The organism is Planococcus daihaiensis (assembly GCF_049262615.1).
GTDB lineage: Bacteria > Bacillota > Bacilli > Bacillales_A > Planococcaceae > Planococcus.
This window is the reverse complement of sequence record NZ_CP175504.1, coordinates 1,028,597-1,054,509: the sequence shown is the minus strand read 5'-3', so window position 1 is coordinate 1,054,509 and position 25,913 is coordinate 1,028,597. Positions and strand designations below refer to the sequence as shown.

The window sequence follows — 25,913 nt, the reverse complement described above, 5'->3', positions numbered from 1 at the left end:
GGGAAAAAATGGATATAGAAGTTTCTGCAAAATCCAGTTACGGAGATTTGCCAATGGAATCCTTATTTTCCATGGCGCTGCGCGTGAATAAAAAAAGGCAGTTTCTGTTTGTCAGCAAGCTGATTGCCAAGCATTTGGCGGTTCATCCGGCACTTGCGCTCGGCACCGGCAGTTTGCTTGCTTCCTTATTAATGGAAGAATCCGGTCTTTCACCAATTCCGCAAAACAAGCAAATTGTTGAAATGATCCGATCCGGAAAAGCCTGCCCCGAAACCAGCCGGGCATCCCTTGCGTATAAAACAGCTTTACCGCAGCGCACTGTTTTTATCGGCATGGCAGAAACCGCAACAGGCCTTGGCCATGCGGTTTTCCATCATTTCGATGAAGCAGCCTATATTCATACGACAAGGGAAGAAATTATCGGCGCATCCCCTGCTTTCGTGTTTGAAGAAGAGCATTCTCATGCTACTTCCCACAAAGTTTTTGCTCCTGCTGGAATGCTGGAAGCTGCGGAAACAATCGTTTTGATCGATGATGAAATTTCGACGGGCAATACTTTGTTGAACTTAATCGACGCTCTGAATGCACAATTCCCGGGCAAAAATTACATATCCCTCTCCATTCTGGATTGGCGGAGTGACAGTCAAAAGCAGAAACTCGAAGAGATGGCTGAGGCACATCAGTTAAACATTGATGTTTTAGCATTGCTTGCCGGTGAATTCGATTTGAACCACAGTGAATCCCCCGAAGAAGAGGAAGTGCCCTGGTTAGAGAGCTCTGGAAATAAGGTCCCGAGCCGATCAGCGGAAATTGAGGCGATTGACTTGCAGTCTGCCAGCGGCCAGCGCTACCTTCCGTTTACCGGCCGATTCGGTCTGACAAGCAGCAAACACTCGGAAATCGAAGAATGGGCTGTAAAAACGGCTGGAAGTGTGACGCACAGTGAGAAATCGCTGGTCATCGGCATTGGGGAAAATATGTATCTGCCACTCCGATTCGCTTTGGCGCTTGGCGGCAACGCTTTAGTGCAAACGACCACAAGAAGCCCCATTTACGCAGCTGATGAAAAAGGGTACCCAATCAAGGAAAAAGCGCACTTTAAATTGCCGGATGCTGAGGATATCAATCAATTCCTATATAATATAAGTAATGTGGATGTTGATCGAATTTACCTGTTAGCGGAGTCGGTTGTCGATGAAGCGAGCTGGCAGCCTTTAGTTGCGTATCTGGAGAAAAAAGCTCCAGTCGAATGGCTCGCATTGACAGACAAATTATAAAGGGGTGGCCTGATGATTACTGCTGGTTTAGTGAAAACAAGCTATCCGGATGAAGATATCACATTTTTATTGAAGGATGTCACAGACGAATTTGAAGAAAGCTCACTGGAAGAACGTGAGCAAGCTGTGCAGACAGGCGGACATTATGCTGAGCGGCTGCCTGTTGAATATCGTCCATCTGAAGAATACACAAAACTCTATCACCAGTCGGTCGAACAGACGAAGGAGCAATTGAGCCATCTGGTCGGAGTCGTGGCGAGAAGAATCCAATTGAATGCCGGAACCGACAATCTCGTATTGGTGTCACTGGCTCGCGCCGGCAGTCCCATCGGCATCTTGATCAAGCGTTACGCTGAGAAGATGCTCAATATGAATTGGCCGCATTACAGCGTGTCGATTCTGCGGGACAAAGGCATAGATGAAAAAGCGATCCAAACGATACGAAACGCCCACCCTGGCAGCCGGATCCAATTTATCGACGGCTGGACTGGAAAAGGGGCCATTCAAAAAGAGCTGACGAAATCGCTCGAGTTTTTCAATAGTAAGTATGAAACGGACCTGAAAGATGATATGGCCGTGCTGGCAGATCCGGGAGCCTGTGCCGTGCTGTTCGGTACGCGGGAAGATTTCCTGATTCCAAGCGCTTGCCTGAATTCCACTGTGTCGGGTCTCGTGAGCCGCACAATTCTGAACGACCGTTTTATCGGAGCGGACGATTACCACGGAGCGAAATTTTATGGTGATTTAATAGAAGAAGATCTTTCCAATAATTTTGTGGATCAGGTGACAGACTGTTTTAACGAAACAAGCAAAGCTTCAGAAGAGAAAGCTTACAGCACACCGGTCACCGCCGAGCGCACTTGGGCAGGCATGACAGAAGTTGAAGAGATCGGCCGCAGCATGTACAGCGAAACCGATTACCATTTGATAAAACCGGGAGTCGGCGAAACTACGCGTGTATTGCTTCGGAGAAATCCGTGGAAAGTGCTGGTCAGAGATGCGGCGCATCCGGATGTGAAGCATATTTTAATTCTCGCTGAAGAAAAAGACGTGCCGGTCGAAGTGGTGCCGGATTTATTTTACCGGTCAATCGGGTTGATCAAATCGGGGAAAGAACTATGACGATCCTATTTGCAAGTGACCTTGACCAGACCTTGATCTATTCACGGAATTCCATGGGCAGTGAAGTGAAACCGGAAGAATTGATCGAAGTCGAACGTTTTGAAGGCAAGCCGCAGTCCTTTATGACTGAACAAAGCCAATCTGCGTTATGGGAGTTGGAACCGGACACTGTTTTTGTGCCGGTGACGACGAGAACGCGTGAGCAATATGAGCGGGTGACGGGCATTTATGAAGGCAATGAACCCCCGCAATTCGCGATTATTTCGAATGGCGCCGTCATCCTTGAAAACGGCGAACCCATTGTGGAATGGTCGACGGATATTCGCCGCCGCTGTGTTGATGAAAAGACGGTCATCGAAGAATTATTGCCTGTCATCCAGCAGTATTTCGATGAAGACTGGGTGTTGCGCGTCAGACAGGCGGAAGACTGGTTTGTTTACCTGATTGTTGACCGTAAACAGTTTCCAGAGGAAAAAATCGGATTCTACACAAAAATTTTCCGGGAAATCGGATGGGGGATGTCGCTGCAGGGCAGGAAGCTTTATTTTATGCCTGAAAGTATTACAAAAGCGGCAGCGATGGAATATGTGCGAGATCGCATCAAGGCGGATTATGTGATTGCCGCCGGGGATTCCTTGCTCGACCTCGATTTGCTGGAAAGCGCAGATGCCGGATTGCTTGCGGCTCATGGCGAGGCTGTCCGAGCCGATACTGAGGTTTCTGGACATATTGTTGTAACCGCCGAACAAGGGATAAAAGCTGGCGAGGAAATATTGGCGAAAGTCGCGGATCTTTCCATGCAAAGCAAATAGCAAGGGGGGATACCCATGGTTCAATTGCATCCGGTCCGTGTCGATACGTGGGATCCGGAAAAAATTGGTGAATGGCTGAATAAGCCACTCATCAAACATCCAGAAACGAAAGTGGAAGAAGAATCCATCACCTATCCGCAGCTTCTCGGTGAATTTACCGGAATTCCGCTGGATGAGGATGATTATTTTGCTTCCATTTATGAAACAATGGAGCAAGCGGAAGGCCGGCTGATTCGTCTTTCAGGTAAGATGAACAAGCATATTGAACAGGACCGGCTGAAAGCGCTTCAAGATCTATTTGAAATGAATAAAAAAGAAAACGGCTTATCGGCAAGCCGAATTGTCGCATTCCTGGATGGCAAAGGGCTCTTGCCGCGATTGAAAGATGCCGATTTGAACCGCCGCCTCCGAATTGTCATGATCGACGTGCTGAAAGCCTATCAAGAGCAGTCCGGCGGCAGCACGGTTCAGTCATCCTTCAGGAGAGTAGCGACGGACCTAGTAAAATGGAATTTTAACCACATCGAGCCGGAGCTGCTCCAATTGAATCTTGAAAAAGGCTTGCCCGGATTTCTGTGGTATGGCGATTCTTCAGAAAGTGAAAAATGGTTTCTGAAGCTGGCAGCTGCCTATGGTTTCCATATTATCGTCTATGATCCGATCGGAGAAAAATGGTTCGGAAAATTGGCGGGTGAAGAGGGTCTTCACAGCCATAGTTTTCAAGTAACGGCCGACAAGCCGCCGCTTTTTCCGGAAGAAAAGCCGAAGCGTGTGGGAACAGTGGCGTACCGTGCAACCCAGGAAGTGGATCGCTTGCTGCATCATGACGATTCGGGCCTTTACAAGCCGTTTCAGTTTAAATCTTATGTTACGCATTCGATTCGCTTAAAAACGACCATCGATGAAGCGTTTATGCTGGCGAAAGAACGGGCTATGGTACGGCCGTCATTCCTGGTGGAGCGAGGGATTGTCCATATCCCGGTCGTTTTTGCAAAAGTGATGGGCATCGAAAAGGATCGGAGACGGTTCTGGGACAATGTCCATAAACTGACGGAACGCGAAGACACGAAATTGGTGCGCAGCTTTCCTTTTATCGAAGAGCGCAAAGGCAACCAGCAATTCCATTACCGGGCCGCACTCGACAACACCGGTAAATTGGATCCCGAAAAGATGAAACAAGCGAATTGGTGGCGCTACAGCAAGCTGCCGGATGGGGTTCAAACGGCGATTGGTGCAGCAATTGCAAGGCATGTGGAGAAACCGATCCTATTGCCGCAGAGCGGTGAATCGTTCGAAGATCTGCAGCTGTATGCTTTCTCCCAGTCGATGGCTCTGCCCGACGTCGTCATCCAATTGATTCAATTATTTGATTATCCGCAGTTTGTGCCGACTTTATTGTTCTATAATGAAGAGAAGGACGGGGAGCTGAGCCGTGCGGATGCCAATGCCATTGCATTGACTCACAGCTTTGGCCTTGATAATATCATCATCAATCCACAGGGGCATCAGGATATCGAGCGATGGGTCGATACAGAATCCTTTGATGTGCATTGGCTGGATGAACGCAGTTTCAACGAACCGTTTCAGGAGCCGTCCGTTGTTCGGAAGTTCCTTGGAAGATGGATCTAATAAAAAGGAGGGGTAATGATGAATACTATGCCAGATCAGATTGAACAGCAGGAACTCGTCATGAAAGACGAAAATCAATTGAAAGTGCAATTGAAAAAAGACCCGGAAGTATTGCAATTGGCATCGAAAATCGACGCAAAAAACCAGATTGCATTGCTGGAATTCGGCCGTGAGCCCGCAAATGAGATTTCCGCGTTTACAGGGAAAGTTTTGAATTCTGTTCAGGCTAACAGCATGGAAGAATCCAGTGAGCTTTTGAAGCAACTCGGTAAAATCATGGATAAGTTCGATAAAAAAGATTTTGTGGAGAAAAAAGGCTTCCTGAACAAAATCTTCAATAAAGGCAATAAAATGATTGAACAGCTTTTCAATAAATACCAGACGATGGGTACAGAAATTGATAAAGTGTATGTTGAAATCACCAAATACGAATCGGAAATGAAAAAATCCACGACGACATTGGAAGACCTTTACAAGCAGAATTTCCAATACTTCATGGAATTGGAGAAATACATCGCAGCAGGCGATATCAAAGTCGAGGAACTGAAAGCAATAGAACCCGACGTCCGCAAAAAAGCGGAAACCGGCGATCAGATGGCAATGATGGAATTGAACTCGTTGCAGAACGCCATTGAACTGCTGGAACAGCGTGTTTATGACCTTGAAATGGCAAAACAGGTTTCTTATCAGGCGGCACCGCAAATCCGTATGCTGCAGCGCGGGAATACGAAGCTTATCGGTAAAATCAACTCAGCGTTCGTAACGACGATTCCAATTTTTAAAACGGGATTGATCAACGCGATTGCAGCCAAGCGCCAAAATCTGGTTGCTGAGTCAATGAGCGAACTTGACCGGCGCACCAATGAAATGCTCTTGAATAATGCCAATGACATCTCCCGCCAGTCGGTTGATATCGCACGGATGTCCGGCCAGCCGAGCATCAAAATTGAAACGATCGAGCAAACGTGGGAGACTATTATGCAGGGCATGAATGATACGCGTGCTATTGAAGACGAAAACCGCAAAATGCGGGAAGAAGGTCGACTGCGCATCGAAGAATTGCAGAAGAAATACGAAGATACCCAAAGAAAATAAAATTATTGGAGGAGATTATTAATGTCAACAATCAACCTGACAAAAGGCCAGAAGATCGACTTAACTAAAACAAATCCAGGACTTACAAAAATACGGGTAGGCTTGGGCTGGGATACCAATAAATACAGCGGCGGCGGAGATTTTGACCTTGACGCATCTGTTTTTCTTGTAGCAGAAAATGGTAAATCCCGCGGGCCGGAAGATTTTATTTTCTACAATAACCTTGTCGGAGGCAACGGCTCTGTTACTCATACAGGCGATAACCTGACGGGCGAAGGTGAAGGGGACGATGAGCAAGTGATTGTTGACTTGCCAAATGTGCCGGCAGATCTTCACAAAGTGGTATTTACAGTAACGATCCATGACGCAGAAGGCCGTGGCCAAAACTTCGGCCAGGTGTCCAATGCATTTATCCGCATCCTGAACGAAAACAGCAACGAAGAAATTCTGCACTATGACCTTGGTGAAGATTTCTCCATCGAAACTGCAGTAGTGGTTGGCGAATTATATCGCCACGGCGCTGAATGGAAATTCAATGCAATCGGCAGTGGTTACCAAGGCGGACTTGCTGCATTGGTTAACGATTTCGGATTGGCATAAGCAAAATAACGGCCGTTCCTCTTCGGAGGGACGGTTTTTTCATTGTCTTGAAAAATAAATAATCGAAATCCTTGAAGCATACAGAAGCAAGCGTTTGAGGAGAATGTAAGCGCTCCCTAAAATATCTGAATTATAAGATTTTATTGACATTTATTTTTAGGGTGTATATGATGAAGAGAATTCCAATACAGATAATTATTTTGATGGAGATAAGATGCGGACAAGGGAATCTTCAGAGAGCTGATGCGTGGTGAGAATCAGCGGTTTCCTCCTAATCAGCACTCCTGAATAGATGGACCGAAACAAAGTAGGTTCTTCCGTTTCGTGCGCGTTAAGCATGTGAACCAATGAGGCTGCAATTCTGCAGTGAATTAGGGTGGTACCGCGAACGAAGGCTCTTCGCCCCTTGCATTTATATGTGAGGAGGGAAGGGCCTTTTTTTATTTCTTCTAAAGTTGCGAAATTAAAACAGGAAGAGGGAGATTTTATGTTAGCAGATCAGCAAATTTTACGGATTCCCGGACCGAGCCCGATTCCACCAAGCGTCAACCGGGCTATGGCGCAGCCGATGATTGGCCACCGAGGGGAAAGCACTTCAGAACTGCTCGCGGATATCCGGCCAAAATTGAAACGGGTTTTTGGCACACAACAGGAAGTGTTGATCCTAACAGCAAGCGGCACCGCCGGTCTGGAGGCCGCTGTCATCAATGCAGTGGCAGCGGGAGAAGAAGTGCTGGTCATCGTCACCGGTGCATTTGGTGAACGGTTTGCGGATATTTGCAGAGCTTATAATATTGTTGCGCATATCATTGAAACAGAATGGGGGAAAGCTGCAAGACCATCAGAGATATCAGATATTCTGAAGGCGCATAAGGGAATAAAAGCGGTGTTCATGACTTATTGTGAAACGTCCACCGGTGTATTGAATCCGGTTAAGGAATTGGCCGCGGAAATTCGACAGCATTCAGAAGCCCTGGTCATTGTGGACGGCGTTTCCTGTATTGGCGGAGTGGCAACGAAGATGGATGAGTGGGAATTGGATATCGTGGTAAGCGGCTCGCAAAAAGCGTTCATGCTTCCGGCTGGTCTGGCCTTTATCGGGGTGAGTGAACGTGCCTGGTCGAAAATCGAAACGAACCGCCAGCCCCGGTTTTATCTGGATTTGATAAAGCACCGGGATGAACTCCAAAAAAACTCTACGCCTTATACGCCGGCCCTCTCCCTGCTATTCGGCTTGCAAAAAGCACTTGAGCTGATTGAGGAAGAAGGTTTGGAAAACGTTTATGCAAGGCATCTGCTGATGATGAAGATGACAAGAGCAGCATTTAAGGAACTTGGCATCCCCCTTTTGACAGCAGACGAAGATGCTTCTCCTACAGTGACGGCAATCAAGCCCGGCGATTTTGATGCAGAGGAGCTTCGAAAGATCCTGAAAAAAGAATTCGCAATGGAAGTGGCAGGGGGCCAGAAGATTCTGGCGAAAAAGATTTTCCGAATTGGGCATATGGGATATTGTTCGCCGGCGGATTTGCTGCAGGCGATAGCGGCTATTGAAATCGGCATTGCAAAGACAGGAAAAGGGATTCAACTTGGCAGGGGCGTTGGCGCAGCCCAACAAGAATACTTGAACGGAGGACGAGCTTATGAAGGATTATAGAATATTAGTCAGTGATCCACTTAGTGAAGAAGGTGTTTTTCCACTCCGCAATGCACCGGGCATCGAGGTAGTATTTGATACAGAATTGGATCCGCAAGAGCTGGCTGACAAAATTGCAGGGTTTGATGCACTGCTCGTGCGCAGCAAAACGCAGGTGACACGGGAGTTGCTGGAAAAAGCGGATCGTTTAAAGATTATAGGCCGTGCAGGGGTTGGAGTGGATAACATCGATTTGGAGGCGGCGACTGAAAAAGGGATTATTGTGGTCAATGCTCCGGATGGCAATACGAATTCAGCTGCGGAACATACGATGGCAATGCTGATGGCGATGGCCCGTAAAATTCCCCAGGCCGCTGCCGCGCTGCGCAACCGGCAATGGGACCGGAAGTCGTTCACGGGTGTTGAACTGAAAGGGAAAACGCTTGGCGTTGTTGGATTGGGGCGCATTGGAGCGGAAGTGGCAGCTCGCGCGAAAGGGCAAAGAATGAACATCCTTGCATATGATCCGTATCTGACGGCAGAGAGAGCAGCCGAACTCGGCATCGGTTTCGGCACGGTGGAAGAAGTATTGAAGGCGGCGGATTTTATTACCGTCCATACGCCGCTGCTGAAGGAAACACGCCATTTGATAGATGCAAAAGCTTTTACGCTGATGAAGCCGGGCGTGCAGATTATCAATTGTGCGAGAGGCGGCATAATTGATGAAGAAGCCTTATTTGATTCGATTAAAGCAGGCAAAGTGGCAGGCGCCGCACTCGATGTCTTCGAACAGGAACCGGTAGTGGATTTTCGGCTGCTCGATTTGCCGGAAGTTGTCGCAACGCCACATCTCGGTGCCAGCACTTTTGAAGCCCAGGAAAACGTAGCAATTGATGTGAGCCATGATGTGCTCAGCTATTTCACCACCGGGGTTGTCCAAAATTCCGTGAATCTCCCTTCTGTGCCAAAGGAAATTATGCGGAAAATTGAGCCGTATTTTGATCTGTCGGAACGCTTGGGTGCATTTCTATCCCAGCTGTCAGACACCGCGGCAACTGTCGTGAATATTGGATATTCCGGGGAATTGGCTGATTCCGAAGTCGGGCCGCTGACACGCAATATTCTCAAAGGGCTTCTGAAACGCCATTTGGGGAACCGGGTAAACGACGTCAACGCCATGTTTCTTGCTCATCAGAAAGGCATTACGGTTAATGAAATCAAATCCGCTGCGTCGGGTGGCTTTACCAATTTGATTTCTGTAGAAATCCAGACAAACACCGGCAAGCGGAAAACAGCGGGCACCTTATTAAATGGCCAGGGCGCACGCATCGTCAAAGTGGATGATTATATTGTGGACGTAATACCGGAAGGCCATCTATTATACGTCCGCCACCACGACCGGCCGGGAGTGATTGGCCGTGTAGGCACCTTGCTCGGGCAAGAGGAAGTGAATATAGCGACGATGCAGGTTGGACGAACAGCGGAAGGCGGCGCTGCCATCATGATGTTGTCGATTGACAAGCCCGCCGAAAGGGAAAGCCTCCGCCAGTTGGAAGGATTGGAAGAGATCGATCAAGTGATCGCGGTGGATTTATAGGGAAATGGCGCAAATCCCCTTACAGCTCTTTCAAGAGCGGCACCAATTCTTGAAGGTCGTGGATTTCAAAATCGGGAAAAATGGCTTCGTGTGAGGGTTTGTTCTCACGGTTCAGCCAGACGGATTTTATGCCGGCTCGGTTGGCTCCGAGGATATCGGTCATGAGATTATCGCCGACCATCAAGGCTTCCGCTTTTGAACTGCCGGTTTTAGACAACGCGAATTCAAAAATGGAAGGATCCGGCTTGCCGATGCCAAAGGCTCCTGACACAACGATGTCATCAAAATAAGGTGCAATTTCGGGTGTCATTTCCAATTTTGTCTGCTGAAGACTTGGGGAGCCATTTGTCAGCAGCACCAGCTGGTAGCTCTTTTTGAGTTGCTCGAGCACCTGGAAGGTGTCGTCATAAACGAACGCATTTTTCCTGCGCATTCGAGGAAAATATTCGCTGAGCTCTCTTGCCAGGGTGTTGTCATCTACCCCTGATTTTTTCAGGGACCGCGTCCAGGCGGTGTGCCGGTATCCCGGAATCACCATTTTCATCGCTTGAAATTTTTCGCCTGCGTCGTCAAAATCCCCCCATAGCCCTTCAAAGGGGTTGATGCCGATGGATTGGGTAAAGTCGTATACGCCTGTTTCGATGTAGCTGGCCGGAGCTTCCGAACGAATCGCTTGTTCCAGAAGGGAGGCGCTCACACCGCATTTTTCTTCAGCATAGGAACAAGTCTCACGTAACGAGACAGCTACGCTTTTATTGTCCCACAGCAAGGTATCGTCCAAGTCAAAAATTATTGTGTTAATCATTTCAAGTCAACTCCCAAAAGGCTTTTTTCAAGTGTACTGCACCTGTCCTGAAAATCATAGAGTCGACACAAAGGAAGCGGCTGAGGCAATTGGAAAATGCTATCATGTTGGGAGAAGGAGTGATTTCATGAAGATTGCCCAGGCCAATCGGTCATTAATTGAAGAAGCGGGTTATTTTATTCAAAATTGCTACACTGAATTGGGAAAAGACGACACAGAAATTCATATAAGAATAAACGACATTATAAAAGAAGTGGAAGAGACAGGAACGTACACACATCGTTTTGAAGAACTCGAACACGGGGCACGTATGGCATGGCGCAATAACAACCGCTGCATCGGCCGGCTGTTTTGGAATTCGCTGACCGTATTTGACGCACGGCATCAAAAAACGGCAGAAGGAGCTTTTGAAGACTTGCTCAATCACATTGAGTTTGCTACAAACAGCGGAAAAATTCGTCCGGTATTGACCGTTTTTTCGGCGGAACAACACGGTAAATCAGCCTTGCGCATCTGGAACCATCAGTTGCTGCGGTATGCCGGTTATGAACAGAACGGCAATATAATAGGAGATTCTGCTTCTGTTGAGTTTACGAAGCATTGCATGGAGCTTGGGTGGCGAGGAAAAGGGACTGCCTTTGATCTTCTGCCGATTGTTATTGAAGAAAATGGAATGGCACCGAGATACTTTGAATTACCAGAACAGGCAGTTATGGAAGTGGAGCTTCATCATCCGGAGATCAATGGATTTTCAGAGTTGGGTATCAAATGGTACGCGGTGCCGATTATTTCCGATATGAAAATGGAAATTGGCGGCATCCATTACACGATGGCCCCGTTTAATGGGTGGTATATGGGAACCGAAATTGGCGCGCGCAACCTTGCCGATGAAGATCGCTACGATCTGTTGCCGGCTGTGGCAGAGTTGATGGAACTCAACACAAAAGCCAATCGCTCGCTTTGGAAGGATAAGGCGCTGGTGGAATTGAATATAGCTGTATTGGAATCGTTCGCAGAAGCGGGGGTGACAATCGTTGACCACCACACGGCAGCCAAGCAATTCAAGAACTTTGAGAAGACAGAAGAGGCGGCTGGCCGCGCAGTGACCGGCAATTGGGCATGGCTCATCCCGCCAATGTCACCGGCGACTACACATATTTTCCACAAGCCTTACAAGAACGACATTGTCAAACCGAATTTCTTTTATCAGAAACAGCCTTAGCAATCCAGAGAGGGGTGTTAAACGTGAAAGAATTCAAAATCACCTATTTTTTTGATGAGGAACACTATATCCGCAGATTCATTTTTGAGGAATCCCAGGTAAAAGTGGAAGCCCTTATTCAAAGTGAGCGGGAGCAATACATTACATTTACCGACAGCAGGGGAATCTATCATGAGCTGCATACGGGAAAAGTACGGGTTACCCAGATTTCTGAATACCACCGGGTTGATAAAACATAACCTTGAAGGGCTCTGTTGCATTCAGCAGGGCTTTTTCTTTTCGCACTTTTTCTGCGGTATAGCTCGAATAAACACTTGGATTTATTATATAATAGAAGGAGTGAACGTTCTTCACATTCAAAGTTGAAAGAAAGTGGGAAACAATATGGGACGCAAGTGGAATAATATCAAAGAGAAAAAAGCTTCAAAGGATGCCAACACAAGCCGCATCTATGCGAAATTCGGTCGTGAGATCTATGTGGCCGCCAAACAGGGCGAGCCGGATCCGGATTCGAACCAGGCATTGAAAGTTGTCTTGGAACGTGCGAAAACATACAGTGTGCCAAAAGCGATCATTGACCGGGCGATTGAAAAAGCCAAGGGCGGTTCGGAAGAAAGCTATGATGAACTTCGCTACGAAGGTTTCGGCCCGAATGGCTCGATGGTCATTGTTGATACATTGACGAATAATGTTAACCGGACAGTTTCGGACGTCCGTGCAGCTTTTGGTAAGAATGGCGGCAATATGGGCGTCAGTGGATCTGTCGCTTATATGTTCGACCATATTGCGGTCATTGGCATCGAGGGGCAGAAAACGGGGGATGAAGTGCTTGAAATGATGATGGAAGCGGATATCGATGTGCGCGATGTCGAAGAAGAGGAAGATGCAGTCATCGTGTATGCAGAAGCGGATCAATTCCATCTCGTGCAGGAAGCTTTCAAAGAAGCCGGAATTACCGATTTCACTGTGGCTGAGTTAACGATGATGGCACAGAACGATGTGGAACTTCCGGAAGACGCGCAGGCGCAATTCGAGAAATTGATTGACGCTCTCGAAGATCTTGAAGATGTTCAGCAAGTTTATCACAATGTCGATTTAGGTGAATGAAGATAAGGGGAACAGTCCTGCTGCCAGGGCTGTTTTTTATTGTCTTTATATAATGGGGAAATCACTTAATAAATAACAGAATTTTATATATTTTCCACAAAAGTTTCTCGAATGCATGTACTATAAGTGTATTAGTGAAAATTGAAAATCGTATTCTAGAGGTGGTGGCGAAATTGTTAAGCAAGATCAAAGACTCCATAATTTCAATAGTCGGAAAAGAAAATGTTAAAGATTCGCAAGCGCAATTGCTTGCTTACTCATATGATGCGACAGCTAATTTTCAGGCCAAACCGGATTTGGTGGTTTCACCGGGAAGCACGGCAGAAATCGCGGAAATCGTGAAGCTTTGTGCAAGTGCACAGGTTCCCATCGTTTCCAGAGGGTCCGGCACCAATTTGGCGGCAGGGACAGTTCCAAGCCAGGGAGGCATTGTCGTTTTGTTCAATAATATGGCCGGCATAGTCGAATTGGATAAAGAGAATTTGACGATTACAGTGCAGCCCGGTGTCATTACACAGGACATCAGCAATTTTGTCGAAAAGAACGGCTTGTTTTATCCGCCGGATCCCAGCTCGATGAAAATATCGACAATCGGAGGAAATGTCAGTGAAAATTCCGGCGGCCTGCGTGGATTAAAGTACGGGGTGACAAAGGATTACGTAAAAGCGATGACCGTCGTTCTGCCGGACGGTGAGGTGTTGACGTTGGGCGGTAAACTTGCGAAGGATGTGGCCGGATATGATCTGCTGTCACTGTTTGTCGGATCGGAAGGAACACTCGGAATTATCACGGAAATTACGCTGAAATTAATTCCCCTGCCGATTTCAAAGAAAACGGGCATCGCCTATTTTAATTCGTTGGAAGATGCGGCTGAAACAGTGTCGGCGATCATCGCCCATAAAATTATTCCCGTCACATTGGAGTTCATGGACAAAGGGACGATTGGTGCAGTGGAAGATTTCATGAAGATCGGCTTGCCGCGGGATGCGGAAGCGATGCTGTTGATGGAGCAGGACGGCATTGAAGAGCAGGTTGAGAGGGATATCCTGCAAATGATTAAAATAGCGGAACAAAACGGCGCCACTTCATCGGCGATCGCTTCTTCCGACGAAGAGGCGGAAGTTCTGAAGACCGGAAGGCGCGCCGCATTATCTGCTTTGGCCAGAAAGCGGCCAACGACGATTTTGGAAGATGCTACGGTGCCGCGCTCTGAAATCGCCAAAATGGTTAAGGCGATTCAACAGATTGCAGTGAAATACGATGTGCAGATCAGTACATTCGGCCATGCCGGAGACGGGAACTTGCACCCGACATGCCTGACGGATGTCAGAAATGAAGAAGAAATGCACCGCGTGGAACAGGCACTGGAGGAAATTTTCCATGTGGCGATCGAACTGGGCGGCACGATTACTGGCGAACACGGTGTTGGGGAGATGAAAGCTCCTTACCTCGAATGGAAACTTGGAACAAGCGGTATCCATGTCATGAAAGCGATTAAGCAAGCGATCGATCCGCAGAACATTATGAATCCCGGTAAAATTTTTGCCAAGGAATCGAAGATGAGGCTGGTGATCAACAATGGTCAGTGAATTACAGCAACGAATGCAGGGGTCTTTCGTTGAACATGTCGATGAAGAGCTGCTGATGGATTGTATGCGCTGCGGCTTTTGCCTTCCTGCCTGCCCGACGTATCTCGCGACGAATCAGGATGAAACGCATTCTCCCCGTGGTCGTATTGCTCTTATGAAGGCTATGCGGGACGGGGACGTGGTCTGGGACGGTTCAGTGGAAGAGGCATTTGATGTGTGTCTTGGATGCCGGGCGTGTGAGCCGGCTTGTCCGGCAGGCGTTCAATATGGAGTCTTAATCGAAGAAACGAGAGTGGCCGTGCAGGATGCCAAGCCGAAGAATTTTGCTGAAAAAGCAACGCGCAAAGCAACATTTGATGGAGTTTTTGCCGATCAGAAAAAGATGGCGGCGGGAGTGAAATTGGTCCAATTTTATCAAAAATCCGGATTGCAGTCGGCAACACGCAAAATCGGATTTCTGAATTTGTTTCCTCCGTTTATGAAACAAATGGAAGCGGTGCTGCCGAAAATCGAGTCGAAGAGAAAACGGGAACCTGTCTTACAACCGCCAATTGTGAAAGTGGCATTCTTCTCCGGCTGTTTGATGGACACGCTCTTTCAGGAAACGAATCGCAAAACGATTGAGATGCTTGAATGGCTGGGTGCAGAAGTTGTCATTCCGAAAGAGCAGCAATGCTGCGGAGCGCTTCATGGCCACAGCGGCGAAATGGAAAAAGGGTTGCGCAATGCGAAAGCCAATCTCGAGGCGTTTGATTCTGATGACTACGATTACATCATTAATAACGCTGGCGGATGCGGGGCCTTCCTGTCCGAATACGGGAAGCATTTAGCAGCGGATCCGCAATACGCTGAAAAAGCGGCAAGTTTTTCCGGTAAGACAATTGATATATCTTCACTGTTCGTAAAATTGGGGTTAAATGCGCGGCTGAAGGAAATGGCTGGGGCGGAAGAGTCGCTCGTCACATACCAGGACTCGTGCCACCTTCGCAATGTCAATGGTGTGTTTTTAGAGCCAAGGACGCTCCTTCAGGATGCACCCGGCTTCGAATATAAAGAGTTGATCGATGCTGGCAGTTGCTGTGGATCAGCAGGCATCTATAATATTCTTCAACCAGAAATGGCAAAACGTATCCTTGATGCGAAGATGAAAGGTGTGAAAGAATTGCGGCCAGCTGTCGTGGTGACATCCAATCCGGGCTGTTTGATGCAAATGCAGGTAGGCATTCAAAATGAAGGTCTCGAGGAAGAGATGACAGCTGTTCACATTGTAGATTTCTTATATGATACGGTTCAACAAAATCAAATGCGGAATTGATGTATCGGCAAACGGCGAATATTCCATCGCATATTAATAAAAAAAGAGATTTATACCAGCCGGTCCATTGTTCCAGTGGAGCCGGCTATTCTATTCAAGAAAATATTCAGATTATTTGCTATACTGTCCATATCAGGATGAAACGGAGGCGTTACGATGAAAGATATATGGGAAATAAAATATTCTTCACATCGTATTCGGGTTGAAAGCAAGTGGGATCAGAAGAAATTATGGGTTGATGGGGTTCTGCAGGATGATCAGCCAGGTTTTGCGCTGAGCTCCCGATTGTTTGGGAAACTGAAAGGTGACAGCGGAGAGTTTGAAGAAATAAAGGTGTCATTGGGGTTAAGCTGTTGTGCTACCAAATGCCGGATTTTTGTTGGGGACAGCTTAATTTATTCGACTGAAATTGCTTGGGAAGGCTGAGCTGGAGGACGATAAATTGAAAATTATTGATACACATTGTGACGCTTTATTTAAAATGCAAGTGGCCAAAAGAGATTCTCTTTACCATGCGCCGTTACTGAACTTTGACAATGCAGAGAGACTGGATACAAATTTTCAGCGCTTGCATGCAGGCGGCATCAAAGTCCAATTTTTTGCGGTTTTCCTGCATCCGGATCTTCCTTCTGATGAGAAATGGCAGCATGCCCTGGAACAGGTCGACCTTTTTCATTTGGAGATAGTAGGTAAAAATCCACGGATGCGACATATCAGGAAATGGGAAGACATCCATAATTTAAAGGAAGATGAAATTGGAGCGGTGTTGACGCTTGAAGGTGCAGAACCGATTGGCAATGATCTCGGCAAGCTGCGCCATCTATTTCGACTTGGCGTTCTGTCAGTCGGACTGACATGGAATTACGCAAATTTATGTGCAGACGGCATCGGAGAGCCTAGAGGTGCCGGATTGACGCTGTTCGGAAAAGATGTTGTCAGAGCAAATAACCAAAACCGCGTATTCACCGATGTTTCCCACTTGTCCGAAAAGGCTTTCTGGGATGTTCTTGAGGAAGCGAATTATCCGATTGCCAGTCATTCCAATGCTCGATCATTATGTGATCATGCCAGGAATTTAAGCGATGAACAAGCAAGAGCCATGTTCAGCATAAATGCCATGGTCAATGTCGTTTTCTTTCCGGAATTCATTAATACAGAAGCAAAGCCGGCGACAATTGCGGACCTGATTCGGCATATCGACCATTTTTGTTCGCTGGGCGGAGTGGACCATATCGGATTCGGTTCTGATTTTGACGGCATCAAAATCTATACGGAAGAATTGAAAAACGCAGGTGATTATCCAAACTTGATCAATGAACTGCAGAAACATTATACCGAAACACAAGTGGAAGGCTTCGCACATCGGAATTTCATGCATCATTTGCCAATGTGAAATCTATGTAAATAAAACCCCTTTTACCTTGAACAGCTGCACGCTGAAGGTAAAAGGGGTTTTTCTGTCAATTCTTAATGTACTTTAGCCGGTTCGTTCTTTACGTTTTTCTTTTTATGGATGATGGCATTGATTTCAGCGCCGATCACGAGAATCAGGCCAGTCAGGAAGAACCATAACATCAATACAATCAAACCGCCAAGACTGCCGTAGGTGGCATCGAAGCTTCCGAAATTTGATACATAGAACGAAAAGCCCAGCGATACAAGCTGCCACAATATAGTCGCCACTAATGCGCCAATCAGGACTTCTTTAAACGGGAAGTGTTTGTTTGGTGCAAATTTGTACATAAACGCCAACACGATGCTCATAACTGCAATCGAAATGACCCAGCGAAGAACCTGGAACAGAATTTCTGTCTCTGGTGGTAAGTTCAGGAACGAGCTGATCGCATTGATGATGGAACCGCCAAAAATGGGCAGCACCAGCGCAACGATGACTGCAATCAGCATGAACAGCGTCAACAGGATGGCAAGGCCTTTCTGTACGATGAACGACCTGGTTTCTTCCACATCGTACGCTTCGTTCGTCGCTTTGATAAAGGCTGTAACGGCGTTTGAAGCGGACCATAATGTACCCAGAATACCGAAAGTCAACAGACCACCGGATGGTGTTGTAACGACACTGACAATGGTATCTTCAAAGGTTGAGGCAACTTCTCCCGGAAGTATCGTGCCCATAAAATCCATAACGCGCTGCGGATCTATTTGCAGATACGGCAGGATGGACAGCAGCAGGATCAATAATGGCACGATGGCAAGGAGATAATAATAAGCCTGTGCTGCTGCCAGAATGGTGGCATTGTCATTTTTGAACTTTGCCCCGAATTCTTTTCCGTAGGATTTTGCTTTTCCCATATATTCAACCTCCAATTTTTAAAATTCCCTATATTTTGTATGCCCGCTTGGAGCACCCGTTAACCCTAAAGCAGTATATTAAGGAAGAAAAAGGAGGATTATCAAGAAATAAAGAAACAGGGACAGAGAAAAGGTTCACTCTTCTCTGTCCCTGATTTTACTCACCCAATATATCAAGAGAGATTTTCAGGATATGATGGTTTTCCATTTCCATAATAGACCAGCGGAAACTATTCCTTTCAAGCGTGCTGCCGATCTCGGCTTCAATCAATTGATGTTGGATCCAACCGGCAATCGTATCAATGTCTTCGCTGTCATCGAACTCGAATCCGAAACGCTCCTCGAGATCTTTCAAAAGCACCCGGCCGTTCAATACATAACGTTGTTCGTTTTCTTTAATAATATCCGCTTCTTCATCTTCATCAAATTCATCCCGGATCTCCCCAACAATTTCTTCGAGAATGTCTTCCATTGTGACCAAACCGGAAGTACCGCCATATTCATCAATCACGAGAGCGATATGGGTACGGTCTTTCTGCATTTTCACCAAGGCTGTCTGCAGAGGTGTTGTCTCATGAAAATAAGGAAGGCTATGGATCAACTCCGTCATTTGGACGGAACCATTGATCGCGTAATGGGTTAAAATTTCCTTGGCGTTGATAAAGCCGACAAGGTCGTCTTTATCGCCGTCACGGGCGATCGGGTAGCGTGTGAAGCGGTGTTCCCGAATTTCCTCCAATAATTCCTGGGAAGTAAGGGTATCAGGAAAAGCGATCATTTGCGTCCGCGGCACCATGACATCTTTCGTGCTGCGTTCATCAAAAGCGAAAATGTTTTGCATATAGGACAATTCCGCCTGATTGATTTCGCCGCTTTGGAAGCTTTGTGCCATGATGATTTTCAATTCCTCTTCCGAATGTCCTTGTTCGGCGATTGATGGCTGCACACCAAAAATACGCAGCAACAGCCGCGAAGTTCCTGTCATTATGAAAATAAACGGCGCCATGATTCTTCCGAACACATACAGGACAGGGGAAAGCGCGAGTGTCATGCGTTCAGCTGAGTGCAACGCAAGAGACTTTGGCGTCATTTCGCCGATTACCACGTGGAGAAAAGTCACCAATGAAAATGCGAGAATGAATGAAATCACTAACGCGGATGAATTCGTCAAGCCGAAATCCCTGAAAAATGGCAGGATGAGCTGCTCAACGGCAGGTTTGCCAAGCCAGCCCAGTCCAAGTGCGGTCATGGTGATGCCCAGTTGACAAGCGGACAGGTAATAATCGAGGTCATTCAGGATCTTTTTGACAAGACCGGCCCGCTTATTGCCTTCTTCAATCAATTGATCGATGCGGGACATGCGGACTTTCACCAATGCAAATTCCGCTCCGACAAAAATGGCTGTAAATAAAATTAATAAAACGAATAACGCTGCATTCACTAAAAGTATGGGGTCCAATAAATTCCCTTGACTAAGGGATTCACCTCCGGATTGATTTGTACTATAACTAATTTACCACAAGGTGATTAGGAAATATATGGCGAATGCTTGTGACGTTCGAGCACCTGCAACGTAATTTCTTTGACGTCGATGACACTGTCTTCGTTGATCACATCTTCGAGCAGGATATTCTTAAAATAGCCGACGCTGGCTTCGAGCGGTATATTCAGCAGTTTTGTCAATGCGATACGGTACATTTTGCCGAATTCCGGATCCGCGTTGCCCCGTTTCATTTCATTGAAAGATTCATAGAACTGGTCCAGCTTGTCAGCCAGTTCCAGCAGACGCCCTTCAATCGTTGCGTCTTTGCCTTCTTTCATGCGGTCGAAAAAGACCTGTTGGAATTCTTCCGGGATCTCCCGGAAGATGAACTTTTCCATCATCCCTTCTTCAACCTTGGAAATCATTTCCTTCAGCTCGGGTGAGGAATGCTTGACCGGTGTTTTGATATCGCCGATAAAAACTTCCGCGAAATCGTGGTTGATGGTTTTTTCATAAAGCGATTTCCAGTCGATATCACGCCCGGCGCGCTCTTCGATTGTCGCAAAGAACATGGCGTACTGGCTGACCTTCCAGGAATGGGCAGCGACATTATGTTCTTCGAATTTAAATCGGCCGGGAGCCCGGATAATACGTTCCAAATCGTTCAGTGATGTGAAAAATGTATGAATTCCCATAACTAAAACTCCTTTTTCTATCATTCTATACCTTCAGCATACCCTTTTTTCCGTATAATAAAAGAGTATACGACAGAAGGAGAATCGGCATGACAGGAAAAACTCACATCATTGGCGGCGTAACAGCAAGTCTTGCATTCGCACAAATTACGAATTACGACCCGCTCCTCTTACTCGGAGCGGGCGCAGTGGGAGCGCTGATACCGGACATCTGCCACGGCGGCAGCAAAATCGGTCGGACGTTTCCGTTCTTATCCAAAATCATCAATGTGCTTTTCGGCCACCGGACATTCACCCATAGTCTGCTCTTTTTGATGATGGCGGCCTTTCTATTTATAAAATTCCTGCCGAGCGAGGCGCTTGCCGCCGGTCTGCTGGTGGGAATGGGCAGCCATCTCTTACTCGACATGGCCACGAAAAACGGCATCAAATTATTGTTCCCCATTCAAACGACAGTGCGTTTCCCGGTCACCACAAAAACAGGCGGCGCAACTGAAAATGTGATTTTTGCATTGCTGTCGTTTCTCGCCGTCTATTTCGGTTATTCGGCTTTCGACTTCGTTTATTGAAATATATAAGTTGAAGTAAAGAATTATATTTTTCATTAGACTTCGGGGCTATGGACAAAGGCAAAGGTTATTCTCCTGCGTAAGTTCGTCGCAAAGGAGGTGCCATATTTGTGTGGCACACCTTGGCTCCTGCAATAATCCGAGAAGGTCACTTGTCTTTTGCTCCGGCGGCATTCGCCTGCTCCTAGAGGCGCGCCTTTGCTGAGAGAAATCTCTAGAGATATGGAGCAAAACAGCGTAGACGCCCAGGGGAGCAACGCTCTTTCATTTCGACGAAGTGCAGATCCACTAGGTTGGTCCACTAACTTAGGTAGGTGTAAAAGCCGTGCTCCTGCATCGCTGCGCTGCTTCGTCGCAAAGACTTAGCCTCGCAAGCGTCGGCTAATGTCTTCGAAGCTTGTTTTGCGGAATATCGGCTACTATGGGTGTTTTCTTTAAGGGGATTGGGGAATAGGACGAACAAGACAATCTTTAGGAGGAACATCCATGAGCAAACAGGAATTTTCCGACCGGGAGCAAGAGAACAAAAGCATACGGCGCGGCGGCCAGAACCATGGCAGTTTTGGCGGAAAAAATTCCGAACAGCGTGACGGGGAACAATTGCGCAAAGAAGGCGCGCACAGCAATACCGGTACAGGGGACGAAAAGACTCCAATCCGTGAAAATGAAAAAGAATAGCAAAAAAAAAGGCAGCTTCCATGCACATGTGCATGGAAGCTGCCTTTAAACTTTTTACAGTTTATTGAAGTATGAAAGAATTTGCTTTTTGGATGGTTCCTGTAAACGGTAGCGCAATTCTTTGTTCTGCGTGTTGACAATATGATAAGCCGGATTTTCGGCTACAGTGAATTTCCAATGTGGTTTCGTGTTTTTCTTCGTGATTTGCAGCTCAGGAGGCATCATTTTACCAATGAAACTTTCGAGCTTGGCCATCAGAAAAGTATCCATATAGCGAACAATCAGGAAACCTTGGTGCTTCTCCGGATCATATTTCGCCAGGGTGAAATCACTGACATCAAATCCTTTTTCATATCGCTGAACAGAGGGTGACAATACAAATGTATCCTCATTTGTAAATACAGCCGAATTGCCCTGTTGCTTCAGCCCGAGTTCTTCTACCAGGAAATCTTTATTGACCAAACTCATTTCTCGTGCAGTAGCCATGTTATTCCTCCTTACAGAAATCAATGTATACTTATTATAACACTCTTTCCTTAGGAAAGGGTTTACGACACTTCATATTAAAAGGAATCAAGAAATAATAAACAGGGTATTTACATTTTATGTAAAATAATAGGAAGTATTTTATTGTATTTATGTTTTTTTGATGAAAATGTGCGTAAATCTATAGAATGGGGAATAAATAACTGTGAGATTTAACAGCAAAAAGTAGTGGGTGATGCACAGGTTTATGGGCAGACATGGCGTTTCTGTTATTTTATCAGAAAAAAAGATACAATTATTGGGAAAGGGTGGTAGCTATGTGCGGAAGATTTGCGTTGTATGCTGATTATAAGGTGATACTGGAACGCTTTGACATCGAGCAGGATTCGTTCGGGGAAGAGGAATATGTGCAAAGTTATAATATTGCCCCTTCCCAGCAAGTGGCGGCAGTTGTCAGCGATGGCCACAAGAACCGTCTTGGGAAGCTGCAATGGGGGCTGATTCCACCCTGGGCAAAAGAAGCGAAAATAGGCTATAAGATGATCAATGCCCGCGCCGAAACGGCAGCTGAAAAACCGAGCTTCCGCAACGCCTTCAAAAAGAAGCGGTGTCTCATCGTGGCGGATGCTTTCTACGAATGGAGAAAAGATGAGAAGGGGAAAACACCGATGCTGATTGGGATGAAATCCGGAGAGCCGTTCGCTTTTGCAGGGCTGTGGGAATCCTGGACATCTCCTGAAGGAGAAACGGTCAACAGCTGCTCCATCCTAACCACCAAACCGAATAAATTGATGGCCTCCATCCATGACCGCATGCCGGTAATTTTATCCAAGGAAGCTGAAAAGATCTGGCTGGATCCGAATGTCCAGGATATCGAATTACTGAAGAGTTTATTGGAACCATTTGACGACGGCGAACTGGAAGCGTACCAAGTGTCCGATGAAGTCAATTCACCCAAAAACAATAACCCGGAGCTGATCCGGAAAATAGGCTGATTTTTTCTGCAATATAAATAGGAGAGAGGGCTGGAAAGCCGGTCCTCTTGTTTTTTGTATTATGCTACTATTGAGTGAGGCGAAACAAGTTGATGCACAACCTGGATCAATCAGGTGTTTTTGTACAGCTTTTAAAAAAAAGGACTCAAATTCAGAACTGGAGGAATAATTATGGATTACTTAAATCATCCGTTTGCTTCTCAGAGGCATACTGTATTTTCGAAAAAAGGGATGGTTGCCACTTCGCAGCCGCTTGCAGCGCAAGCAGGTCTTGAAATTATGCAAAAAGGCGGCAATGCAATTGATGCGGCAATCGCCACAGCAGCTGCATTGACCGTCGTGGAGCCAACGTCCAATGGCATTGGCGGAGATGCGTTCGCTTTGGTGTGGATGAAAGACAAGCTTCACGGCTTGAACAGTTCAGGTCCGGCGCCGAAAAGCATTTCCGTTGAAGCGGTGAAAGCATTGGGGCACGACAAGATGCCGGTGCACGGCGTCATTCCGATTACTGTTCCCGGAGTGCCGGCAGCATGGGCAGAACTTTCAAAGAAATTCGGTAAGCTGTCACTCGCTGAAACGCTGAAGCCGGCCATCCGTTATGCGGAAGAAGGCTATCCGCTGACGCCGATTCTCGGGAAATATTGGAAATCCGCTTACGCCAAGTTTGAGAAGACTTTCACTACTGCAGAATATCAGGCATGGTTCGACACGTTCGCACCTGAAGGCAAGTCGCCCGAAATCGGTGAAATGTGGTCTTCACCAGGACATGCAGCCACGCTGAAAGATATTGGCGACACCGATGCGCGTTCGTTTTACGAAGGGGCCATTGCAGAAAAAATTGATACATATATGAAAGAACATGGCGGCTTCCTGACAAAAGAAGACCTTGCCGCTTATCAGCCTGAATGGGTGGAACCGATTTCTGCGCATTATAAAGGCTATGATGTTTGGGAAATTCCCCCGAATGGCCAGGGCTTAGTCGCGTTGATGGCGCTCAATATCTTCAAGAAAATGAAAGAACCGAAATGGCAATCGGCCGAAACGCTGCACGAGCAGATTGAATCAATGAAACTGGCATTTACGGATGGTAAAGCATTCATCACCGAGCCGCAGGCGATGCCGGTGAAAACCGAGCATTTGCTGTCGGAAGAATATGCTGAAAAGCGTGCTGAAACCATTGGTGAACTGGCTTCGGAGCCAGCTCCATACGATTTGCCGAAAGGCGGAACGGTCTATTTGGCGGCGGCGGACGAGGAAGGCAATATGATTTCCTATATCCAGAGCAATTATATGGGCTTCGGCTCCGGCATTGTGATTCCTGGGACGGGCATCGGCATGCAGAACCGCGGAGCAGATTTTTCATTGGATGAAGATCATCCGAATGTGCTGGTCGGCGGTAAAAAAACGTTCCATACAATTATTCCGGGCTTCCTGACGAAAGAAGGCAAAGCTGTCGGACCTTTCGGTGTCATGGGGGGATACATGCAGCCGCAGGGCCATTTCCAGGTTGTAACGAATACCATCGATTATCTGCTTAATCCGCAGTCGGCGCTCGATGCACCGAGATGGCAGTGGATGGAAGGCAAAACCGTTTTGCTGGAACCGAATTTCCCGAATTATCTCGCGCAGGCATTAGCAAGAAAAGGGCACGCAATCCAAGTTGCAACAGATGGCGGCAGTTTCGGACGCGGTCAGATTATTTGGCGCAACCCAGAAACGGGTGTGCTGGCCGGCGGCACCGAGTCACGGACAGACGGCGCGATAGCTGCCTGGTAAAACATCGAAACGAAAGGAAGAAAATTCCGCATGAACTTAAACAAAGATATTTTTATGGCCTTTTTTCGTGTGGGAATGCTCGGATTCGGAGGTGGCCCTTCTGCAATTCCACTGTTTCAGCAAGAAGTGGTGAAAAAATATAAATGGATGGATGACGATGAGTTCGGCGACACGTTAGCCTTGTCGAATACGATGCCCGGGCCCATCGCCACGAAGATGGCCGGCTATATTGGCTACCGGGTAAACGGATTGGCCGGCTGCCTGGTCGCTTTGATCGCCAGCGTTGTGCCGACGGTCCTGTTGATGATTTTGCTGTTGGGTGTGATGCAGCAGTATAAAGAGATTGCCTGGGTGGCGGGCATGTCAGAGGCTGTTGTGCCGGTCGTCGGCGTGATGCTGGCAATTCTGACACTGGATTTTTTGAAAAAATCACGTGACTCCCTTGGCTGGGGTCGGGCAATTTTCTACACCGTGATTTCCGGTATTCTGATGGAATATTTCGGTGTGCATCCCGCATTTCTGATTCTGGCAATTCTGGTACTCGTATTCCTGCCGGTCAAAAGAAGGGAGGAGGCTGAATGATTTATTGGTCTATTTTCCTTGCCTTCTTTATTCCCGGGATTTTGGGCTACGGTGGTGGCCCCGCGTCGATTCCGCTTGTGGAGAAAGAAGTGGTCGACCGCTACGGCTGGATGACGACCGAAGAATTCGGTGAAGTGCTGGCACTCGGCAATGCGTTGCCGGGACCGGTGGCGACCAAGATGGCTGGCTACATCGGCTACACGGAAGGCGGCATCCTGGGTTCGGTAATTGCGCTGTTTGCCTCTGTCGCCCCTTCACTTGTGTTGATGATCGGGCTGATGGTAACGTTGATGAAGTACAAAGATTCTCCGAAAGTCAAAAATATCACGAAACTGGTCCGCCCGGTAATTGCCATTCTACTGGGGGCAATGGCGGTGCAATTCTTCGTCACTTCGTATGGCGCTTCCGGTGGCATCCAGACGGTCTTCCTGATCGTCGCGAGTTATTGGCTGCTCGAGGTTCGAAGGCTGCATCCCGCAATTGTCATTCTGCTGGCACTCGCTTTTGGGGCGGTCAGCGGCCTGTTTTAATGA

General features: G+C 47.2%; 26 protein-coding genes and 1 other annotated feature. Of the genes, 21 read left to right on the top strand and 5 right to left on the bottom strand.

From position 1 onward, the window contains the following. The first annotated feature begins 53 nt into the window (after positions 1-53). The 8 genes from DHX103_RS04940 to serA all read left to right on the top strand — a co-directional run bounded on the left by DHX103_RS04940 (position 54) and on the right by serA (position 9,768). Complete coding sequence (locus tag DHX103_RS04940) at positions 54-1,277, top strand: phosphoribosyltransferase family protein (RefSeq protein ID WP_422124164.1); 1,224 nt, start codon at positions 54-56, stop codon at positions 1,275-1,277. 12 nt (positions 1,278-1,289) lie between these two features. Next, entirely contained in the window at positions 1,290-2,399 is a 1,110-nt protein-coding gene (locus DHX103_RS04935; protein ID WP_422124163.1) for a cysteine protease StiP family protein, read from the top strand. Beyond that, positions 2,396-3,211, top strand: a complete 816-nt coding sequence (locus tag DHX103_RS04930; RefSeq protein WP_422124162.1) for a hypothetical protein — start codon at positions 2,396-2,398, stop codon at positions 3,209-3,211. Before DHX103_RS04935 ends, DHX103_RS04930 begins: the two co-directional genes overlap by 4 nt. Before the next feature lie 15 nt (positions 3,212-3,226). Next, entirely contained in the window at positions 3,227-4,840 is a 1,614-nt protein-coding gene (locus DHX103_RS04925) for a YceG family protein (RefSeq protein ID WP_422124161.1), read from the top strand. 18 nt (positions 4,841-4,858) lie between these two features. Continuing rightward, positions 4,859-5,935, top strand: a complete 1,077-nt coding sequence (locus DHX103_RS04920) for a toxic anion resistance protein (RefSeq protein WP_422124160.1) — start codon at positions 4,859-4,861, stop codon at positions 5,933-5,935. A 21-nt stretch (positions 5,936-5,956) separates the two neighbouring features. Further along, positions 5,957-6,535 carry a TerD family protein gene (locus DHX103_RS04915; protein WP_422124159.1) on the top strand — a complete coding sequence of 193 codons (579 nt, stop codon included), beginning with the start codon at positions 5,957-5,959 and terminating at the stop codon, positions 6,533-6,535. A 191-nt stretch (positions 6,536-6,726) separates the two neighbouring features. Further along, positions 6,727-6,945: a binding site (T-box leader), on the top strand. Between the two features lie 77 nt (positions 6,946-7,022). Continuing rightward, positions 7,023-8,192 carry a pyridoxal-phosphate-dependent aminotransferase family protein gene (locus DHX103_RS04910; protein ID WP_422124158.1) on the top strand — a complete coding sequence of 390 codons (1,170 nt, stop codon included), beginning with the start codon at positions 7,023-7,025 and terminating at the stop codon, positions 8,190-8,192. Further along, on the top strand, positions 8,179-9,768 hold the full coding sequence (gene serA / locus DHX103_RS04905; protein ID WP_422124157.1) for a phosphoglycerate dehydrogenase: 1,590 nt from the start codon (positions 8,179-8,181) through the stop codon (positions 9,766-9,768). Before DHX103_RS04910 ends, serA begins: the two co-directional genes overlap by 14 nt. Before the next feature lie 19 nt (positions 9,769-9,787). Here the strand turns inward: serA and DHX103_RS04900 are convergent, their stop codons facing one another. Next, positions 9,788-10,573 carry an HAD family hydrolase gene (locus tag DHX103_RS04900; protein WP_422124156.1) on the bottom strand — a complete coding sequence of 262 codons (786 nt, stop codon included), beginning with the start codon at positions 10,571-10,573 and terminating at the stop codon, positions 9,788-9,790. Positions 10,574-10,700: 127 nt separating this feature from the next. On the opposite strand from DHX103_RS04900, the gene DHX103_RS04895 reads away from it, so the two are divergent. From DHX103_RS04895 to DHX103_RS04865, 7 genes are all read left to right on the top strand, one after another. Beyond that, on the top strand, positions 10,701-11,795 hold the full coding sequence (locus DHX103_RS04895; RefSeq protein ID WP_422124155.1) for a nitric oxide synthase oxygenase: 1,095 nt from the start codon (positions 10,701-10,703) through the stop codon (positions 11,793-11,795). Between the two features lie 23 nt (positions 11,796-11,818). Then, positions 11,819-12,034 carry a hypothetical protein gene (locus DHX103_RS04890; RefSeq protein WP_422124154.1) on the top strand — a complete coding sequence of 72 codons (216 nt, stop codon included), beginning with the start codon at positions 11,819-11,821 and terminating at the stop codon, positions 12,032-12,034. Positions 12,035-12,179: 145 nt separating this feature from the next. Then, positions 12,180-12,902, top strand: a complete 723-nt coding sequence (locus DHX103_RS04885) for a YebC/PmpR family DNA-binding transcriptional regulator (RefSeq protein ID WP_422124153.1) — start codon at positions 12,180-12,182, stop codon at positions 12,900-12,902. A 164-nt stretch (positions 12,903-13,066) separates the two neighbouring features. Beyond that, the gene (locus tag DHX103_RS04880) at positions 13,067-14,491 is read left to right on the top strand and encodes an FAD-binding oxidoreductase (protein ID WP_422124152.1); all 1,425 of its coding nucleotides are present in this window, start codon (positions 13,067-13,069) and stop codon (positions 14,489-14,491) included. Continuing rightward, the gene (locus DHX103_RS04875; protein WP_422124151.1) at positions 14,481-15,806 is read left to right on the top strand and encodes a (Fe-S)-binding protein; all 1,326 of its coding nucleotides are present in this window, start codon (positions 14,481-14,483) and stop codon (positions 15,804-15,806) included. The genes DHX103_RS04880 and DHX103_RS04875 overlap by 11 nt, the downstream gene beginning before the upstream one ends. A gap of 156 nt (positions 15,807-15,962) precedes the next feature. Then, positions 15,963-16,232, top strand: a complete 270-nt coding sequence (locus DHX103_RS04870; RefSeq protein WP_422124150.1) for a hypothetical protein — start codon at positions 15,963-15,965, stop codon at positions 16,230-16,232. Positions 16,233-16,248: 16 nt separating this feature from the next. Then, a complete protein-coding gene (locus DHX103_RS04865; protein WP_422124149.1) occupies positions 16,249-17,199 on the top strand; it encodes a dipeptidase in 951 nt (316 codons plus the stop codon). Positions 17,200-17,273: 74 nt separating this feature from the next. On the opposite strand, the gene DHX103_RS04860 is transcribed toward DHX103_RS04865, so the two are convergent. The 3 genes from DHX103_RS04860 to DHX103_RS04850 form a co-directional block, all read right to left on the bottom strand. After that, positions 17,274-18,116: a YihY/virulence factor BrkB family protein gene (locus DHX103_RS04860; protein WP_422124148.1), complete on the bottom strand. Its 843-nt coding sequence runs from the start codon at positions 18,114-18,116 to the stop codon at positions 17,274-17,276. A 157-nt stretch (positions 18,117-18,273) separates the two neighbouring features. Further along, positions 18,274-19,575, bottom strand: coding sequence for a hemolysin family protein (locus tag DHX103_RS04855; protein ID WP_422124147.1), 1,302 nt, complete (start codon positions 19,573-19,575; stop codon positions 18,274-18,276). A gap of 68 nt (positions 19,576-19,643) precedes the next feature. Next, positions 19,644-20,294 carry a YfbR-like 5'-deoxynucleotidase gene (locus DHX103_RS04850; protein ID WP_422124146.1) on the bottom strand — a complete coding sequence of 217 codons (651 nt, stop codon included), beginning with the start codon at positions 20,292-20,294 and terminating at the stop codon, positions 19,644-19,646. An 89-nt stretch (positions 20,295-20,383) separates the two neighbouring features. On the opposite strand from DHX103_RS04850, the gene DHX103_RS04845 reads away from it, so the two are divergent. Together DHX103_RS04845 and DHX103_RS04840 are read left to right on the top strand one after the other, a co-directional pair. After that, positions 20,384-20,863 (top strand): metal-dependent hydrolase, encoded by a 480-nt coding sequence (locus DHX103_RS04845; protein ID WP_422124145.1) that lies wholly within the window; start codon positions 20,384-20,386, stop codon positions 20,861-20,863. Positions 20,864-21,349: 486 nt separating this feature from the next. Next, on the top strand, positions 21,350-21,541 hold the full coding sequence (locus DHX103_RS04840) for a hypothetical protein (RefSeq protein WP_422124144.1): 192 nt from the start codon (positions 21,350-21,352) through the stop codon (positions 21,539-21,541). A 54-nt stretch (positions 21,542-21,595) separates the two neighbouring features. Here DHX103_RS04840 and DHX103_RS04835 read toward each other — a convergent pair whose 3' ends face one another. Then, positions 21,596-22,027: a hypothetical protein gene (locus DHX103_RS04835; protein WP_422124143.1), complete on the bottom strand. Its 432-nt coding sequence runs from the start codon at positions 22,025-22,027 to the stop codon at positions 21,596-21,598. Between the two features lie 317 nt (positions 22,028-22,344). On the opposite strand from DHX103_RS04835, the gene DHX103_RS04830 reads away from it, so the two are divergent. The 4 genes from DHX103_RS04830 (at position 22,345) to DHX103_RS04815 (ending at position 25,910) form a co-directional block, all read left to right on the top strand. Continuing rightward, positions 22,345-23,022: an SOS response-associated peptidase gene (locus DHX103_RS04830; protein WP_422124142.1), complete on the top strand. Its 678-nt coding sequence runs from the start codon at positions 22,345-22,347 to the stop codon at positions 23,020-23,022. Positions 23,023-23,193: 171 nt separating this feature from the next. Continuing rightward, a complete protein-coding gene (locus DHX103_RS04825; protein WP_422124141.1) occupies positions 23,194-24,798 on the top strand; it encodes a gamma-glutamyltransferase family protein in 1,605 nt (534 codons plus the stop codon). A 30-nt stretch (positions 24,799-24,828) separates the two neighbouring features. Next, positions 24,829-25,380 carry a chromate transporter gene (locus DHX103_RS04820; RefSeq protein ID WP_422124140.1) on the top strand — a complete coding sequence of 184 codons (552 nt, stop codon included), beginning with the start codon at positions 24,829-24,831 and terminating at the stop codon, positions 25,378-25,380. Beyond that, positions 25,377-25,910, top strand: a complete 534-nt coding sequence (locus tag DHX103_RS04815) for a chromate transporter (protein WP_422124139.1) — start codon at positions 25,377-25,379, stop codon at positions 25,908-25,910. The genes DHX103_RS04820 and DHX103_RS04815 overlap by 4 nt, the downstream gene beginning before the upstream one ends. The last annotated feature ends 3 nt before the right edge of the window (positions 25,911-25,913 follow it).